Here is a 14,744-nt window from a genome sequence, read left to right on the forward strand (position 1 = left end):
TGTACAATTCATTTTACTTAATGCGTTGCGCCCCCAATCTCTACAATATCTACTTCAACTGTCATCGTTACTTCAATTGCCAATTCTATTCCCTTACTAATAGTAGAAAGTGACATACTCGGTTGCCCTGGATAATTACTCGATTGTTCTGGTAAAAACGGAATATGAATGAATCCGCCTTTTATTTTCTTATCATGTTTCTCTAGTTCATGCATAAGTCCATAGAATAAGTGATTACAAACGAATGTGCCTGCCGTCTGTGAAACAGATGACGGTATGCCCTCTTCGCAAAGTTTTTTTACAATTGCTTTCATCGGAAGTGCAGACCAATAGGCAGCTGGTCCTTCTTCTACAACCGGTACATCTACCGGCTGATTTCCTTCATTGTCAGCAATTCTTGCATCATCAATATTAATTGCAACACGTTCTATCGTAATATCTGGTCTGCCCCCAGCTTGTCCAATGCATATAATAATTTCCGGCGCTAGTTCTTCTATATACTCTTTTAATACGCTTATTGATTTATGAAATACAGTTGGTACTTGTTTGCTTATTACCTTGTATTCTCCAATTGTTTTTTCATGCAAACCTTTTGCTACTTCCCAAGCTGGATTGATATTTTCTCCGCCAAATGGATCAAACCCTGTTAATAATACTGTTTTCATAGTTTTATCCTCCTAATTAAAAACGATATACAAGGCCGTACATAATAAACATATTTATGATAAAAATTGAAAGAGCAATTGGTACTTGTGCTTTAATAACTGCATTTTTATCCTTTAGTTCTAAAAGCATTGCTGGTACGATATTAAAATTTGCTGCCATTGGAGTAAGCAGTGTTCCGCAATATCCAGCAAACATACCAAGCGCTGCCATAATCGCTGGGTTTCCGCCGTGCATTTGAACTATTAAAGGTAAGCCAATTCCGCCGGTAATAACAGCAAACGCTGCGAATGCATTTCCCATTACGACTGTAAATAGCATCATGCCTAAACAGTACGCCATAACAGCAACGAACGGATACTCTGTCGGTAACACTTGTCCGACTAAGTCTGAAACAACTTGTCCAACGCCAGACTTCGCGAATATACCACCAAGTGCTGCTAACATTTGTGGTAAAATGACAGCCCAGCCGACAGCTTGTAATAGTCTGCTTCCTTCTTGTACAGGCGTTGTTATTTTTGATTTTGTAATACGCATTGCCGCGACGAATGCGAGTAATGCACCAAGCGCTAATGCAACTAATGTTACTTTATCTGGATCAACAAGAGAGACATTTCCCCATTTAATTTTCCCTAACGTTAACGTACCGATAATTGTAAAAATAGGAATTAAAAGTGCAGGCATAAAAATTTTATTTTTTAATTTCTCAGCATGTTTCACACGTTCTTGTACTGGTACTTCTTTTTCCTGAGACTTTGTTACTTTATTTAGTGAAGCTAAAACGACCATAGTAAGCACTATACAACCAACGTAAAACGAAGGAATTATATTTCCGAATAAAAATGTAACTGCAAACAATGCCCAAAATAAACTAGAACCGAATCTGTTTGGATGTTCACGATCGAATGCGATACGAACAGCGATAAAGGCAACGATTATCCCTAATACATAATAGATTGTATCCATTGTGATGATGTTCATATTAGATTACCTCCTTCTCTTCTTTTCCTTCTGCCTTCATTGTTTTCTCTATATATTTATCAAACCTTCTAAATCTAATCCAGCTTACAATAAGTGCAGATATTGCTGTCGGAATGCCCCAAAGTGCCATATCCCATACACCGACATGCATACCTACTGAATCGAAGAATCCTTTCATTAATAAAATAGCACCAGTTGCGATGAAAATATCTTCTCCGAAAAACCAAGCTGTATTTTCCGCAGCAGCTGCGTTTGCTTTAATCTTTTCTCTTAATTTTTCAGGGAGTTTACCGTATTTACCTTGTGCGGCTCCTTCTGCCATCGGTGCAACGAGCGGTCTTACTGTTTGTGCATGACCACCAATATTCAGTCCAAGTGCTGCTGAGGATTCTCTTATCGTAAAATATGACATTAATACTCTTCCAGTTGTTGCTCCTTTTGATTTCGTTATAAGTGCTTCTGCTCTTTCTTTTAAACCGTAACGCTCTAAAATTCCGATTACCGGTAATGTTAATATAATTGGCATAGACATATATCTATTTTCTATGAAAAATTTACCGAACATACTGATCACATCATAAAAACTTAATCCTGAAACCATACCAGTAACAATACCTGCAACCATAACTACTAAAAGTGTATTTAATCTAAATAAAAAGCCCACTGCAACAAGTAATATCCCGATTAATTTCACCAATTCCAACACTTCCCCTCATTTTTTACTTCAGTGCACAAATAGAAATGCCGTTAAGTTTGAATGTTCTGTATATTCTTTCTGCAAATTGCACTGCTTTTTCCCCATCACCATGTAAACAAATCGTTTGCGCCTGGACTACTACTTTCTTTCCATTGACCGAATTTACATGGCCTTCTTTCACCATTTGAAGTACTTGCTTTATCGCTTCGTCTTCATCTTTTATAAGCGCATTTTCTTCTGTACGGCTCGTTAATGTACCATCTTGCTTATATGTACGATCCGCAAAAGCCTCTTGTACGAGAGTTACTTTGTATTTTTTTGCAGCCTGTATAAATGCCTCACTATTTGCTAATCCGTAAAGTAATAGATTTGGATTACTATGATAAATTACCTTTGCAATTGCATCTGCAATTTCCGGATTAGTCGCCGCCATATTATATAGAGCACCGTGTGGTTTTACATGATGCATCTTCCCGCCAGCTGCTTTCAAAAAAGCGTCTAATGCACCGATTTGATACAATACATAGTCGTATACTTCACTTGCTGAAACATTCATGTTTCTTCTACCAAATCCAATTAAATCAGGAAATCCAGGATGCGCCCCTATTGCTACGTTATGCTCCAAAGCTTTTTCAACAGTTTGACGCATAACAGACGGATCACCCGCATGAAAACCGCAAGCAACGTTTATAGAGGAAACGAACGGAAGAATTTCATCATCATTCCCCATTTTATAAGCGCCAAAACTTTCTCCTAAATCACAATTCAAATCAATTGTAGTCATGATATTTCCCTCCTGCTCTCAGCTTCGTAAAGCGATGAATTTCTTTAATAGATTCATATTTACTTCTTGTTCTATGTACAATTGTTCCGCTTCTTCAAGCGTAATTTTCTCAAAAGAAACATAGTCCCCCGGCTTTAGCTGGGCAAGAAGAGGTAAATCTACTGAAATGATATTTCCAATTCTCGGATAGCCACCTGTCGTTTGTCTATCTGCCATTAATATAATCGGCTGTCCACCATTTGGAACTTGAATGGTTCCAAATGTAACAGGACTCGATAAAATCTCTTTTTCTTCAATCCTATTTAATACTTCTCCCTCAACTCTATAGCCCATACGGTCAGCATGATTAGATACCTTATACTCTTTCGTAAAAAATGCCTTTCTACTTTCTTCTGTAAATTGATTATATTCAAAGTCAGCTATGACACGAAGCTTAGGATGTTTCTTATACTTTGGTAGTACGCTGTTGCTAATTGCCCATTTCGTTTTTATTCGCTCATCTTTTTGTAAGTCTTGAATGAAACAATTCGCCATTTCTGGTTGTGCACCAATTTGGAAGTAGTCACCCTTTTTCAACATTCTTCCTTCTATACCGCCAATCGTAGCACGTATGTACGTACTTTTACTTCCCATAGTGCGATCAATATGGATGCCACCCGCAAAAGTCACATACGCTCTGCAACCACTTTTCACCTTTCCAAAACAAAGCATACTACCTTCTTCCGCTAAAATGGGACGCCATAACGGGATACGTTCTCCATTCAATAACGGTTCCATGTCTGCTCCGCCAATCGCAAGTAAAGCCGGTTTCTTTATTAACAATTTAGGTCCCATAATCGTAATTTCGAGTCCGGCTTCATTCTCTTCATTACCAACTAACATATTGATCATCCGAAGCGCACTTTGATCCATTGCCCCGCCAACGGGTACACCGTATTGTTGATAATGTGATCGCCCTAAATCTTGGACTGTTGTAAACATTCCCGCATGCAAAACTTCTACATCCATTCTTTAGCCCCCTCAAGTGATACGTACTCTTCCTTCGTTATTGGGATAAATCGTAAATACATACCACTTTGAATATATGTTGGTATTTCTTCTTCTGGATTAAATAATGAAATAGGAGTTCTGCCGATAATATTCCATCCTCCTGGTGTTTCAAGTGGATATATACCTGTTTGATTCCCGCCAATACCCACTGAACCAGGAGAAATTTGTAACCGTGGTGTTTCTTTTCTAGGTGTTTCTAATTCTTTTGATAGTCCTCCTAGATACGGGAACCCTGGTGTAAAACCTAGCATATATACAAAATATGTAGTTTCACTATGTATTCGAATCACATCTTCTACTTGTAAACCTTTATAATGTGCGACATCTTCTAAATCAGGTCCATATTCTCCCCCGTAACAAACTGGTATAGAAATATGTTTCACATCCTGTTTTACTTCTTCTTTATTAGAATCATAAAGCTCCTTTATATACTGGCGAACATAATCATATGGTCTTTCACTTCTCTTCCATACTTTATATACATTGTAGTAAACAGCTAATGAAGTAAACGATGGAACGCACTCAATCATTCCTGCAAACGGATGTTGCTGCAGTGCTTGAAATAACCGCTGTACTTTCTCATATATATCCATCTTAATTTCTTCACCAAATGTAACAATAATTGCTTGATCCCCTAACGCAGAAAATTTCATCCTACTCCCTCTTTCTATGCCAAAAAGCCGAGTTCTTTCGAAATGCGATGTGCTGTTTCTTTCACCTTAGCGATAAAATATGAAATGTTACTTTCGCTGTACTCAATTGCTAATCCTGAAATACTAATGCCTGCTACAACCGTTCCATCACTTGCGAAAATGGGCGCTGCTATTGCGGCTGTATGATTTTCTAACTCAGAATAACTAATTGTATAGCCTTCCTTTTTTGCCATTTGCAACACTTCTAACAATTGTTTCTTATCCACGATTGTTCCATCTGCAAACTGTTTTAAATCCACTTCCTCTATGTATCTCCGTTTCTCTTCCTCAGAGAAATACGATAGTAAAATTCTTGGACATGCACCAGTATAAAGCGGTGCTCTTCTTCCAACCGCCGTATACACGCGTACCGGCTGAACACCTTCCATCTTTTCAACGTAAATTGCGTCATTACCATCTTGAATTATTAAATTAACTGCCTGTCCTAAACTATCTCTAAGTTCTTTCATATAAGGAATTGCTATATTTCTTACTGATAATCGTTGTGAAACAAGTTGACCGAACCGTAAAAATACGACCCCTAAACGATATTTCCCCTTTTCGTTTTTTTGTAAAAACGCCATCTCTTCTAACGAGCCAATTAAACGATAAACAGATGTTTTCGGCATATTGGTAAGCTGAACCATCTCAGTTAAACTTAGCTCTTCATGCTCATAAAACAACTCTAAAATATCCATTGTCTTAACTGCCGTTTTATTTATACTCATTCTATCTCCCTTTCGTTCCGAATTACGGAACTTAAATTCCGTTTTTCGAAACAAACATATAATTTAAAATTATAAAATATTCTTTCAATTCAATCAATAGATTTTAAGCAAATAAAAAAGTATGGAAGAATATCTCTCCCATACTTCACTACACTTTATAACGCTCTTACTTGTTTCAACGGCCAGAAAACAGCTTGTCCTTTTCCGACAATTTCATCTTCTGAAATAAAGCCAAACATGCGACCATCCTTAGAAACTTCACGATTATCCCCTAAAACAAATACTTGGCCTTCTGGCACTTTCGTTTTTCCTGTGATTTGTTCTAACGTAAAGTCTGGAGTTAATACACGGCCTACTGCTTTTTCTTTAAACTGTTTTAAATATGGTTCTTCCATCGCTTTGCCGTTTACATATAAAACATCATTTTTATACTCAACTGTATCGCCTGGCAAACCAATTACTCGTTTTACTAAATCGTATCCTTCTTTTCCGTGGAAGACGATAATATCAAAGCGATCTAATCCACTTATACTATAACCAATCTTATTCACGAGCACTCGTTCGTTATTTTTTAAAGTGGGCATCATTGATTCACCTTGCACTAAAGAAGGTGTAAATAAAACACCGCGAATAATAGCAATTAATACAAGGGTAAAACCTATCGTTTTAGCCCAAGAGAATAATTCTTTCTTCGTATTTTCCTTCATCGTTTCTCCTCTTTCTTAAGCACTTATTTTATGATTTTAACTAATTCTTGTACTAAATTAGGGTCTATTTCAGAAAAACATGATTTTCCTTCTCTTACCGCTGTACCGACATGAGCTTGCGAAATTCCAGTTTCATCTAGCAATCGCTTTATATTTTCTTTCGTCACGCCAGCTCCAGCTACAAGCTGAATTTGACCATCACTTACCTTTTGCATTTCTGTAAGCACCGGAATATTCTCTACTATATTTCCTTGTCCACCTGAAGTTAAAACGTGAGTCACTTTATGAAACTTCTTTAAAGTGTTCATCGCTTCTACTGGATTTTCTATATCATCTATCGCACGGTGGTACGTTACATTTATTCCATCTACAACAGATAGTAAATCCGCTAATTTCTCTTCATCCACTTCATTTCGTTCGCTTAATACGCCTAATACTACACCAGCTGCTCCTAACTTCTGTGCAACTATAATATCTTCTTTCATCATTTCAATTTCTTCTTCCGTATATGTAAAAGACTTCGCATGCGGACGAATCATAACATGAATTGGTATACTTACCGCTTCTACCGCTTTTTTTATAAAAGCATAACTCGGTGTTAAACCACCTTCTGTATAAGATGAAATTAATTCAATCCGCTTCCCGCCAGCGCTTTCAATTCGTTTTACATCTTCTAAACATGTTGCAATAACCTCTAGCATGAGATGACCTCTTTTCGTGCTTTTTTCTTATTATAACATTAGTAAAAATAAGAAGCCTAGCTTTCTCCTTTAAAACTTAAAAAAGAAGAATGAAAAGAAAGATTTTTTTATTGGCAACAATTATTGGTAACATCCTATTATTCATGTACACTCCTACCATAATGAAAAAAACCCGTCATTTTGACGGACTTTTCTAATTTCAAGCTTTTCTTTCCTCAGTTTTCATATCAATGCCTAATTGATCTTCCAATAACTTTACACCTTTCTTTGTAAGATGGACAGCTCGGTTCTTATCCGTTTTGGTAATCCATCCCTGTTCAAAAAGCAGTTTTGCAATTGCAGACCCTAACCAACCGGAAATATGGTAACGCCGTTCACTCCAATCAAGGCAAGGTTTTGCAAATACCCTCCTTTTTGTATCTGCCTCATCAACATTTATTCCAAAATTCAGAAACCATTTCTTACCTTGTTCCGTTACAATGTATTCTCCATCCTCTAAAATTATAAATTGCCTATCTAGTAATTTTTCAGTTATCTCTACACCGAGTTTGCCTGCAAGATGATCATAACAAGTTCGAGCATAACGAATTTGTTTTAGTTGACCTGATTGTTTTAAAGAGCGAACTTGAACTGTTGGTGCGATTGTCCCTAACTTTTCAAGCACTTCTGCAACTTCTTGATTAGCAAGTCGATAGTAACGATGTCTACCATGTTGTTCAACTGTAAGTAAATTCCCTTCTACTAATTTAGAAAGATGAGAACTAATTGTTGGATGTGACACTTTTGCCATATAAGCCAATTCACTAGCGGGTAGTGCCTGATTATTCATTAGACAATCTAATATGATTGCTCTTGTAGGTTCAGCAATTAGTTTAGCTATATATGAGATATTCGGATATACATTCATATTTCGATGATACCCTAACTATTAAATTGATACAATTATTTTAAGTTTAATAGTAAAGGAGAATTTATTATGAATGCAATTGATCTTAGTATATTAAATTTGAAAGAAACGAGAAGGCGCTCAGAAAAATTATGGAATTCTCTTCCTAATAATTTTCTTAATTGGAAGCCTGATCCTGAGGCTATGTCTTTTGGTGAGATGATTCGTCATGTATGGAGTTCAACTTTTTACTACCATATGATTATAAAAAACAACGGTTCAATAAACGACATACGTATCACGTATGATGACGAGCCGATTACTTGTGTAAAAAAAGAAATTGAATTGGCACAATCATACTTTACTGACTTCATAGAATATGTTCAATCAATAAGCATAGCCGAGCTAGATTCAAGACTTATTGATAGAAGCGATGTTGGCTATCAACGATATTTAGGCGATATGCTATTACGAATTGCCTATCATGATGCGGTCCATGCAGGTCAATTTTTACAATATTTACGAATGGTAAACTTAGAAAGACCATTAATTTGGGATTAAATACGAAAAATGTTTATACAGCCTCCAAACTGGCATTACAATAAGAATTTTTCAACAAGAAACAATCACAAACCATGATAATCATTTATATTAAAAACCTACATCTCAACTAAGTACTTCATACACATAAAAAGCACGGGTTTGATTACTAATCAAACCCGTGCTTTCAAAACAACTATAATATCCACAAACAATAAAATGTAAAATTTAAAAACTACGACCGAAACGCCGCATCCGCCAACATAGACAATGTTGCATCATCCATCGGTGGATTGTGTAATCCTGCTCTGACATTTAAATAGTAACGATGGAGCGGATTTTTTTCTGATAAACTTTTTGCTCCTACGATGCGCATCGATTTATCCACTATAGATATCGCCGCATTTGTTACGGCGTATTTCACGGCTGCTAATTCTGCTTGCAGTGATAGTTTATCTTCTGCCTCATCGTACTTTTTCGCAATTTGATATAAAAAGACACGAGCCTGCATAAGCTCAAGTTCTAATTCTCCAATTAATTTTCTAACATTTGGCAATAAACTAATAGAATGGTTTAAACTGTTTGGCTTGTATGATTCCGCAAATTGAACTGCATAATTTCTTGCTGATTGTGCAATTCCTAAATAACATGCTGGTATATGTAGCAACCAGCCAACACCCTTTTGTTTTACTTTCCCGCCTTTTATATCTGTAAAAAAGCGACTTTCTATCTCTACATTTTGTAAGACAAGGTCGTGGCTAGCAGTCCCTCGCATTGCAACGCTATCCCACGTTTCTTCAATAGATACACCGAGTGTATTTCTTGGAATAACAAACTCACCAACTTCTTCTTGGCCTTCCATACTTGCTGAAATAATAAAATAATCAAGTACTGGCGCCATCGTTGTAAAAGTTTTTCTTCCATTTATAACCCACTTCTCGCCTTGTTGAACCGCTATTGTTTCTGGTTTGCCGCCACGCGTCGGACTCCCTGTTTTCGGTTCTGTTGCTGCCCTGTTAAAGAGCGCACCATTACGTACTTCTTCGCAAAACCATTTGAACATCTCATCATTCCAAGAGCGATTTTCCGCTAGCTCTTTCACAATGCCAAGATGCCAGCCAATCGATAATGCAGTAGCTCCGCAGCCTTCCGCGATTTTCTCTTGAAATAAAACAAAGTCATATAAAGAAATCGCACTACCACCAAATTCCTTCGGTAATGTTAATTTCGTATATCCGATATCTTTCAAATCATTTATATTTTCATACGGAAATGATCCTAATTCACTTAGCTGATGCTCCCTTTCCATGAACTTCGGAATCAATTTATTTATTTGTGCAATAATGAAAGATTGTTCTTCTGTTTCAACAAATGAGAGTGCCATACTATAATCTCCTTTATGTTCGATTCATCAACCGCTCACTTTTTCATTATGATTATATGAAGCTACCTCTCTATTGTTTCACTATTCCGATAAAAATACAATGTTTTTGACTAATAAGAAAAGTTCCTATTTAAGGATAGGTTCTTTTCTTATGTTAATCTCCCTTCAATGCCTTTAATGGCAAAGAGGTTACATATCCAATATACGAGAATAATTCTTTAAAGAAGAATGGAATTTCTGTGTCTAACGTTTTATATGCTGATGTCGGCGTTGGTGAAGCATACGCTTCAATATTAATATGTTTTGCAATTCTCATTGCGCGTTTCATATGAAGTGGATCACTTACAATCGTGTATGTGCGTATTCCGTTCTCTATTCCAACTTGCTTCGCATTTTTTAAATTTTCTTCAGTGAAAAGGGATTTAGTTTCAATTAAAATATCTTCCTCTTTTACACCTTGTTTCATTGCATATACTCTTGCAGTACGTGCTTCCTCAAGTTCTGCCTCGAACTTTGTACCACCTGTAAAAATAATCTTTTTAATATTTCCGTTCTTATATAAAGAAATCGCATGATTAATTCTTTCTTTAAATACAGGAGATGGTTTTCCGTTCCACGAAGCTGCTCCTAGTACGATACCAGCATCCGTTTTCACGTCATCATTTGCTTTAAAACGATAACTCCAAATATCGTAAGCTGCATAACTTACATATAAAATAGCAGAACAAATCATTAGTAAAAATACTTGAAAGATTCGTCTTTTCTTACTCTTCTTATTCTCTTTCATTTGTAATTGCCTCCGTACATCATCCATACTTCTATAAAAAACATTTATATCAAATCGTTTTGTTTGAGTTTATTTAAAAGAAGGAACTTTACTTGTTATTTATATATAAAAGGGTTTTCATTTAAAATTGAGGATTATCAATTCATTTTCATTTGCGGTTTTCATTACATTTTTTAAATTCATAAGTTTATTACCATACAACTACATTGTAACGAATTTTTTCTCAGAAGGGAACGATGAAACAAAAGGAATTAAAATAAAGTAGCATTTTGTAAGAAAAAAGGTATATTTTTCATACCTCACGAACAATATACCTTTCAAAACACGAATTATAACTTTTCTTTATATAACTCTAATTTTTCTAACAATTGTTCTTTTACGCCTGGCCATTCACTCGAGATAATACTGTACACCACCGCATCTCTCACATAACCATTCGGTAATTTTCTTTCATTTCTAAGCACACCCTCTTTTACTGCGCCTAACCTTTCAATTGCTCGTTGTGCTTTTTCATTTCTTGCATCCGTCTTAATTTGTACCCTAAGCATATGCAGTTTTTCAAAAGCATACTGGAGAAGCATATACTTACACTCTGTATTTATACTCGTACGTTGCACACTCGGATGATACCACGTTTGCCCTAACTCAACTGTCTTATCTTCTACTGAAATATTATATAAACGTGTACTTCCTACAATCTTATTCGTCTGTTGATCTACGACTACGAAAGGTATTTGAGTACCTCTTCCGTAACCCTTTATCGCTTTTTGAACGTATTGTTGCATATCTTGCACACTATCCATTTTAGAGATTAAATACGCCCAAATATCCCGATTTCCTTCTACAATCGAAAACAAAGTTTCGACATCAGTATTATCCATTAACCGCAACTTTGCTCTTTCGTGAATAAATTCCATTTGTAAGCCCCCTTTGTTGTTACTATATCATAAGAATTAAAAACGTATTATAAGAATAAAAAAATATAATAAAAAAATTCTTTTCAAATATATTCTTCTCGTATTATACGGTAGGAAGACTCATCAGTAACCCTTAAAAAAAGCTTTTCATATTTTCCAATAAATCCTATATAATGATAAACGGGAGGGGATAAAAAATGTTAGATCAAATTACTTGGGGAACGCCAGGCAGCTTATTATGCTTAGGGTTCTTTTTTGCGGGACTAGGAATCTTCTTAAGAAGCGTTACGTCATATACGAAAAATAAATAAAAATATCCCGCTTTTAAACAAAAGAAGCCCTCTTTTTACAGACGGCTTCTTTTTTATAACTTTATCTTATTAAAACTTCAAAGCAACAAATAAGCAATCGGCGTAATGATAAGCAACGTTAAAATCGTTCTCTGCACATATAAAATAATAAGTTCAGATACTTTTAACGGAATATCTGTTGATAATATACAAGGAATGGAAGCAGAGAAAAACAGTATAGATGATACGGAAACAACTGCAATAACAAACTTTGTCACAAGTGGTGCACTTACTACTAATAATGACGGTAAAAACATTTCTGCAATACCAACTGATGCGGCTTTAGCAGCTAATTCTGCTTCCGGTAATTGTAATAGCCATGTAAATGGATAGAAAATATAACTAATCCAATCAAATATTGGCGTGAACTTCGCTAAGACGATACCAATTAATCCTACTGACATAATAGATGGTAAAATTCCCATCGTCATAATAAATCCATCTTTTAAATTCACTGCAATGTTTTTCATAATGCTCGGTGCAGATTTTGATACTTCTAACGCATCTTCCCAAGCACGTTCTAACATTTTCTCTTTATAAACAGGCTCTGGGAACCCTTCTTCTGTTACATATGTATCTGGTTTTCTACTGAGGGGCGGGATTCTTACGGTGATAGCAGTCACGATGAATGTTACAACAAGTGTAGTCCAAAAATAAACATTCCATAAATGCATAATATCTAATGTTTTTGCGATGATGATCATAAATGTAGCGGATACTGTAGAAAATCCTGTAGCGATAATCGCCGCTTCTTTTGTCGTATACTTTCCTTCTTTATACACGCGATTCGTAATAAGGAGAGCAAGCGAATAACTTCCAACGAAGGACGCAACTGCATCGATTGCCGATCTCCCCGGCGTATTCCATAATGGCCTCATAATCGGACGACAGAATGTACCGATAAATTCAAGCAATCCATATCCGACTAATAACGCTAAAAACGCCGAGCCAATTGGAACGAGCAAACTTACTGATATGACTAGCTTCTCATATAAAAACGGTCCAACATCTGGCGCAAAGAACCAAGCTGGTCCTACTTTTAAACAATATAATATGCCAAAAACAACGCCAACTACTTTTAAAATAGAAAAACAAATGTCTACGATAGATGCATTCCATTTCTTCGTATAAAATGGATAAATCGCACCAATCGCCATAACGAACAATGCATAATAAGGTACTACGCCTGGAACCGAAGCCCTAATCCACGATACGATATGATCAATCATAATAGACGATGCACCGTTTATCGTAACAGGAACGAAAAACATAAACACCCCAACGAGACTAGCAAGTATAAACCGAAGAATAATCCCCTTCTCTCGCCCTGTCTTAATTACATTACTCTTTAATTCAATTTCACTCAAAATTCGACACCTCCTATTATCTAAAAATTCTGTATAATTATGTTATATTCCTTCTTTCCATTTCTACTATTTAATCATATGAAAAAGCCTATTTTAAAATAGGCTTTTCTATTACCTCTCATAATCATCCACAATCCCTTGAATGATACGATACGATTCTTCTGCTACTTTTTCATTACTATCCCTATTCGCATCATATGTAATTAACGCCTTCCAAAGAGCCCATCCTCTCGCTCTATTCCACTTTTCTTCATCCATGCGTAATACTTCTTTAAATACATTTCTACTATTTTCATCAAAAAACGTCCACGCCATCGCTGCATTACAAGCAGGATCTCCTACACCTAAAATACCAAAATCAATTACAGCACAAAGTTTTCCCTCTTTAACGAGTAAATTCCCCGGTGCTACATCTCCATGAATCCAAACTGGCTTACGGTCCCATGTAGAACTAAGTGCTACATTCCAAAGGTGCTTTAATAATGCCTCGTCAAAAACATCCTTATTATTTTCAATAGCAACTCTCGCCTCTTCATCATATACAGATATAAGTCCGCCTCGGTAAAAATTATGTGTTCCAGCTAAAGGTCCGTTACTCGCATTAATAGATTGCAATTCTACTAAAAAAGATCCTAAGTCCGCCGCAAATTCATTTAAATCCCGAACGTTTTGTTTCGTAACTGTTTCTCCCTCTATCCACTTATTAATAGACCAAGGCAATGGATACGCTTCAGACGGATTTCCTTTCGCAAGTGGGGTAGAAATCGGTAAAGAAAGCCCCTTACTTAATAGTGGTAACCACTTATTTTCTTTCTCTACTTGCGGTGCATATGCCACATCACTTGGCAATCTTACACTCATCTCATCCCCTAAGTGAAACGTCCTATTATCATGCCCACTAAACTTTACAGGTTTCACTTCTAAATGGGCCCATTCAGGAAACTGTTCCTGTATTAACTTTTTAACTAAACTTACATTAATTGGATGCATTCACATTCTCCTTTTCTTTTGAAACTTACTAAGCCCATCCGTACTCCCAACATATTCAAAACTATTTTTCTTATAAAAATCATTCAACGTACGATTATGCCCCACGCAATCTAACTTCAAATACTCTTTGTCATGTTGTACATTCTCTTCTATCCACTGTAAAATCCATTCGCCAATTCCGTTCCCCTTATACTTCCGTTTCACCGCAAATCTATGAATATATAATGAATTAGAAACTTCCTCTTTACCAAAAATATGTTCATCCCATTCATTTTGTTTAGGAGAAACTGTAACCGTACCCACTATTTCATCTTCTTTCAGAACAACATATGTATATTTCTCTCTTATACATTCTATTATTTCAGCCGTAGCTTCTGCCACTGATCCACTTCTTTATATTGTAGCCATTGTGCTACCTCTTTTAATAAAAGGATAATACTATCACTTTCATTTTCAGTAGCAATTCGAATTGCATATTCTTTACTTATATTGCTCTCCATATTGCCTTTCCCCTTTCAAA

General features: G+C 36.0%; 16 protein-coding genes and 1 pseudogene. 1 reads left to right on the forward strand and 16 read right to left on the reverse strand.

All coding sequences use genetic code 11. The features are described 5' to 3' along the window. Positions 1 to 17: 17 nt before the first annotated feature. From pcp to F3I02_RS02255, 10 genes are all read right to left on the reverse strand, one after another. On the reverse strand, positions 18 to 665 hold the full coding sequence (gene pcp / locus F3I02_RS02210; RefSeq protein ID WP_000859714.1) for a pyroglutamyl-peptidase I: 648 nt from the start codon (positions 663 to 665) through the stop codon (positions 18 to 20). Positions 666 to 681: 16 nt separating this feature from the next. Beyond that, the gene (locus F3I02_RS02215) at positions 682 to 1,644 is read right to left on the reverse strand and encodes a DUF979 domain-containing protein (RefSeq protein ID WP_001021649.1); all 963 of its coding nucleotides are present in this window, start codon (positions 1,642 to 1,644) and stop codon (positions 682 to 684) included. A gap of 1 nt (position 1,645) precedes the next feature. Further along, on the reverse strand, positions 1,646 to 2,341 hold the full coding sequence (locus F3I02_RS02220) for a DUF969 domain-containing protein (RefSeq protein WP_000239810.1): 696 nt from the start codon (positions 2,339 to 2,341) through the stop codon (positions 1,646 to 1,648). A 22-nt stretch (positions 2,342 to 2,363) separates the two neighbouring features. Then, positions 2,364 to 3,125, reverse strand: a complete 762-nt coding sequence (gene pxpA, locus F3I02_RS02225) for a 5-oxoprolinase subunit PxpA (RefSeq protein WP_061884339.1) — start codon at positions 3,123 to 3,125, stop codon at positions 2,364 to 2,366. A gap of 18 nt (positions 3,126 to 3,143) precedes the next feature. After that, a complete protein-coding gene (locus F3I02_RS02230) occupies positions 3,144 to 4,133 on the reverse strand; it encodes a 5-oxoprolinase subunit C family protein (protein ID WP_196477524.1) in 990 nt (329 codons plus the stop codon). Beyond that, complete coding sequence (pxpB, locus tag F3I02_RS02235) at positions 4,124 to 4,828, reverse strand: 5-oxoprolinase subunit PxpB (protein WP_046946031.1); 705 nt, start codon at positions 4,826 to 4,828, stop codon at positions 4,124 to 4,126. Before pxpB ends, F3I02_RS02230 begins: the two co-directional genes overlap by 10 nt. A 14-nt stretch (positions 4,829 to 4,842) precedes the next feature. After that, on the reverse strand, positions 4,843 to 5,595 hold the full coding sequence (locus F3I02_RS02240; protein ID WP_000026351.1) for an IclR family transcriptional regulator: 753 nt from the start codon (positions 5,593 to 5,595) through the stop codon (positions 4,843 to 4,845). A 155-nt stretch (positions 5,596 to 5,750) separates the two neighbouring features. Then, positions 5,751 to 6,302, reverse strand: coding sequence for a signal peptidase I (gene lepB, locus F3I02_RS02245; protein WP_000662502.1), 552 nt, complete (start codon positions 6,300 to 6,302; stop codon positions 5,751 to 5,753). Between the two features lie 23 nt (positions 6,303 to 6,325). Further along, positions 6,326 to 7,003: a copper homeostasis protein CutC gene (locus tag F3I02_RS02250; RefSeq protein WP_000895114.1), complete on the reverse strand. Its 678-nt coding sequence runs from the start codon at positions 7,001 to 7,003 to the stop codon at positions 6,326 to 6,328. A 199-nt stretch (positions 7,004 to 7,202) separates the two neighbouring features. Further along, complete coding sequence (locus tag F3I02_RS02255; RefSeq protein ID WP_001103802.1) at positions 7,203 to 7,910, reverse strand: ArsR/SmtB family transcription factor; 708 nt, start codon at positions 7,908 to 7,910, stop codon at positions 7,203 to 7,205. 69 nt (positions 7,911 to 7,979) lie between these two features. On the opposite strand from F3I02_RS02255, the gene F3I02_RS02260 reads away from it, so the two are divergent. Next, positions 7,980 to 8,450 carry a DinB family protein gene (locus F3I02_RS02260; RefSeq protein ID WP_000991285.1) on the forward strand — a complete coding sequence of 157 codons (471 nt, stop codon included), beginning with the start codon at positions 7,980 to 7,982 and terminating at the stop codon, positions 8,448 to 8,450. A gap of 214 nt (positions 8,451 to 8,664) precedes the next feature. Here the strand turns inward: F3I02_RS02260 and F3I02_RS02265 are convergent, their stop codons facing one another. The 6 genes and pseudogenes from F3I02_RS02265 to F3I02_RS02290 all read right to left on the reverse strand — a co-directional run bounded on the left by F3I02_RS02265 (position 8,665) and on the right by F3I02_RS02290 (position 14,724). Beyond that, positions 8,665 to 9,813: an acyl-CoA dehydrogenase family protein gene (locus F3I02_RS02265; protein ID WP_001218340.1), complete on the reverse strand. Its 1,149-nt coding sequence runs from the start codon at positions 9,811 to 9,813 to the stop codon at positions 8,665 to 8,667. A gap of 154 nt (positions 9,814 to 9,967) precedes the next feature. Continuing rightward, positions 9,968 to 10,600 carry a YdcF family protein gene (locus F3I02_RS02270; RefSeq protein ID WP_000662216.1) on the reverse strand — a complete coding sequence of 211 codons (633 nt, stop codon included), beginning with the start codon at positions 10,598 to 10,600 and terminating at the stop codon, positions 9,968 to 9,970. Between the two features lie 329 nt (positions 10,601 to 10,929). Next, positions 10,930 to 11,517, reverse strand: a complete 588-nt coding sequence (locus F3I02_RS02275) for a GNAT family N-acetyltransferase (RefSeq protein WP_000394342.1) — start codon at positions 11,515 to 11,517, stop codon at positions 10,930 to 10,932. Positions 11,518 to 11,905: 388 nt separating this feature from the next. After that, positions 11,906 to 13,234, reverse strand: a complete 1,329-nt coding sequence (locus F3I02_RS02280; protein ID WP_001289420.1) for a YjiH family protein — start codon at positions 13,232 to 13,234, stop codon at positions 11,906 to 11,908. 111 nt (positions 13,235 to 13,345) lie between these two features. Then, positions 13,346 to 14,224, reverse strand: coding sequence for an aminoglycoside phosphotransferase family protein (locus F3I02_RS02285; RefSeq protein WP_163050786.1), 879 nt, complete (start codon positions 14,222 to 14,224; stop codon positions 13,346 to 13,348). Beyond that, a pseudogene (locus F3I02_RS02290) lies at positions 14,225 to 14,724 on the reverse strand (GNAT family N-acetyltransferase). It lies immediately after the preceding gene. Between the last annotated feature and the right edge of the window lie 20 nt (positions 14,725 to 14,744).

The sequence above is a fragment of the Bacillus sp. SRB3LM genome (assembly GCF_015712745.1).
Taxonomy (GTDB): domain Bacteria; phylum Bacillota; class Bacilli; order Bacillales; family Bacillaceae_G; genus Bacillus_A; species Bacillus_A thuringiensis_K.

What these genes read in the sequence shown, in the direction of transcription:
- pcp (WP_000859714.1), bottom strand. Translation starts at nt 665, where the DNA reads ATGAAAACAGTATTATTAACAGGGTTTGATCCATTTGGCGGAGAAAAT.
- F3I02_RS02215 (WP_001021649.1), bottom strand. Translation starts at nt 1,644, where the DNA reads ATGAACATCATCACAATGGATACAATCTATTATGTATTAGGGATAATC.
- pxpA (WP_061884339.1), bottom strand. Translation starts at nt 3,125, where the DNA reads ATGACTACAATTGATTTGAATTGTGATTTAGGAGAAAGTTTTGGCGCT.
- F3I02_RS02230 (WP_196477524.1), bottom strand. Translation starts at nt 4,133, where the DNA reads ATGGATGTAGAAGTTTTGCATGCGGGAATGTTTACAACAGTCCAAGAT.
- pxpB (WP_046946031.1), bottom strand. Translation starts at nt 4,828, where the DNA reads ATGAAATTTTCTGCGTTAGGGGATCAAGCAATTATTGTTACATTTGGT.
- F3I02_RS02240 (WP_000026351.1), bottom strand. Translation starts at nt 5,595, where the DNA reads ATGAGTATAAATAAAACGGCAGTTAAGACAATGGATATTTTAGAGTTG.
- lepB (WP_000662502.1), bottom strand. Translation starts at nt 6,302, where the DNA reads ATGAAGGAAAATACGAAGAAAGAATTATTCTCTTGGGCTAAAACGATA.
- F3I02_RS02250 (WP_000895114.1), bottom strand. Translation starts at nt 7,003, where the DNA reads ATGCTAGAGGTTATTGCAACATGTTTAGAAGATGTAAAACGAATTGAA.
- F3I02_RS02255 (WP_001103802.1), bottom strand. Translation starts at nt 7,910, where the DNA reads ATGAATGTATATCCGAATATCTCATATATAGCTAAACTAATTGCTGAA.
- F3I02_RS02260 (WP_000991285.1), top strand. Translation starts at nt 7,980, where the DNA reads ATGAATGCAATTGATCTTAGTATATTAAATTTGAAAGAAACGAGAAGG.
- F3I02_RS02265 (WP_001218340.1), bottom strand. Translation starts at nt 9,813, where the DNA reads ATGGCACTCTCATTTGTTGAAACAGAAGAACAATCTTTCATTATTGCA.
- F3I02_RS02270 (WP_000662216.1), bottom strand. Translation starts at nt 10,600, where the DNA reads ATGAAAGAGAATAAGAAGAGTAAGAAAAGACGAATCTTTCAAGTATTT.
- F3I02_RS02275 (WP_000394342.1), bottom strand. Translation starts at nt 11,517, where the DNA reads ATGGAATTTATTCACGAAAGAGCAAAGTTGCGGTTAATGGATAATACT.
- F3I02_RS02285 (WP_163050786.1), bottom strand. Translation starts at nt 14,224, where the DNA reads ATGCATCCAATTAATGTAAGTTTAGTTAAAAAGTTAATACAGGAACAG.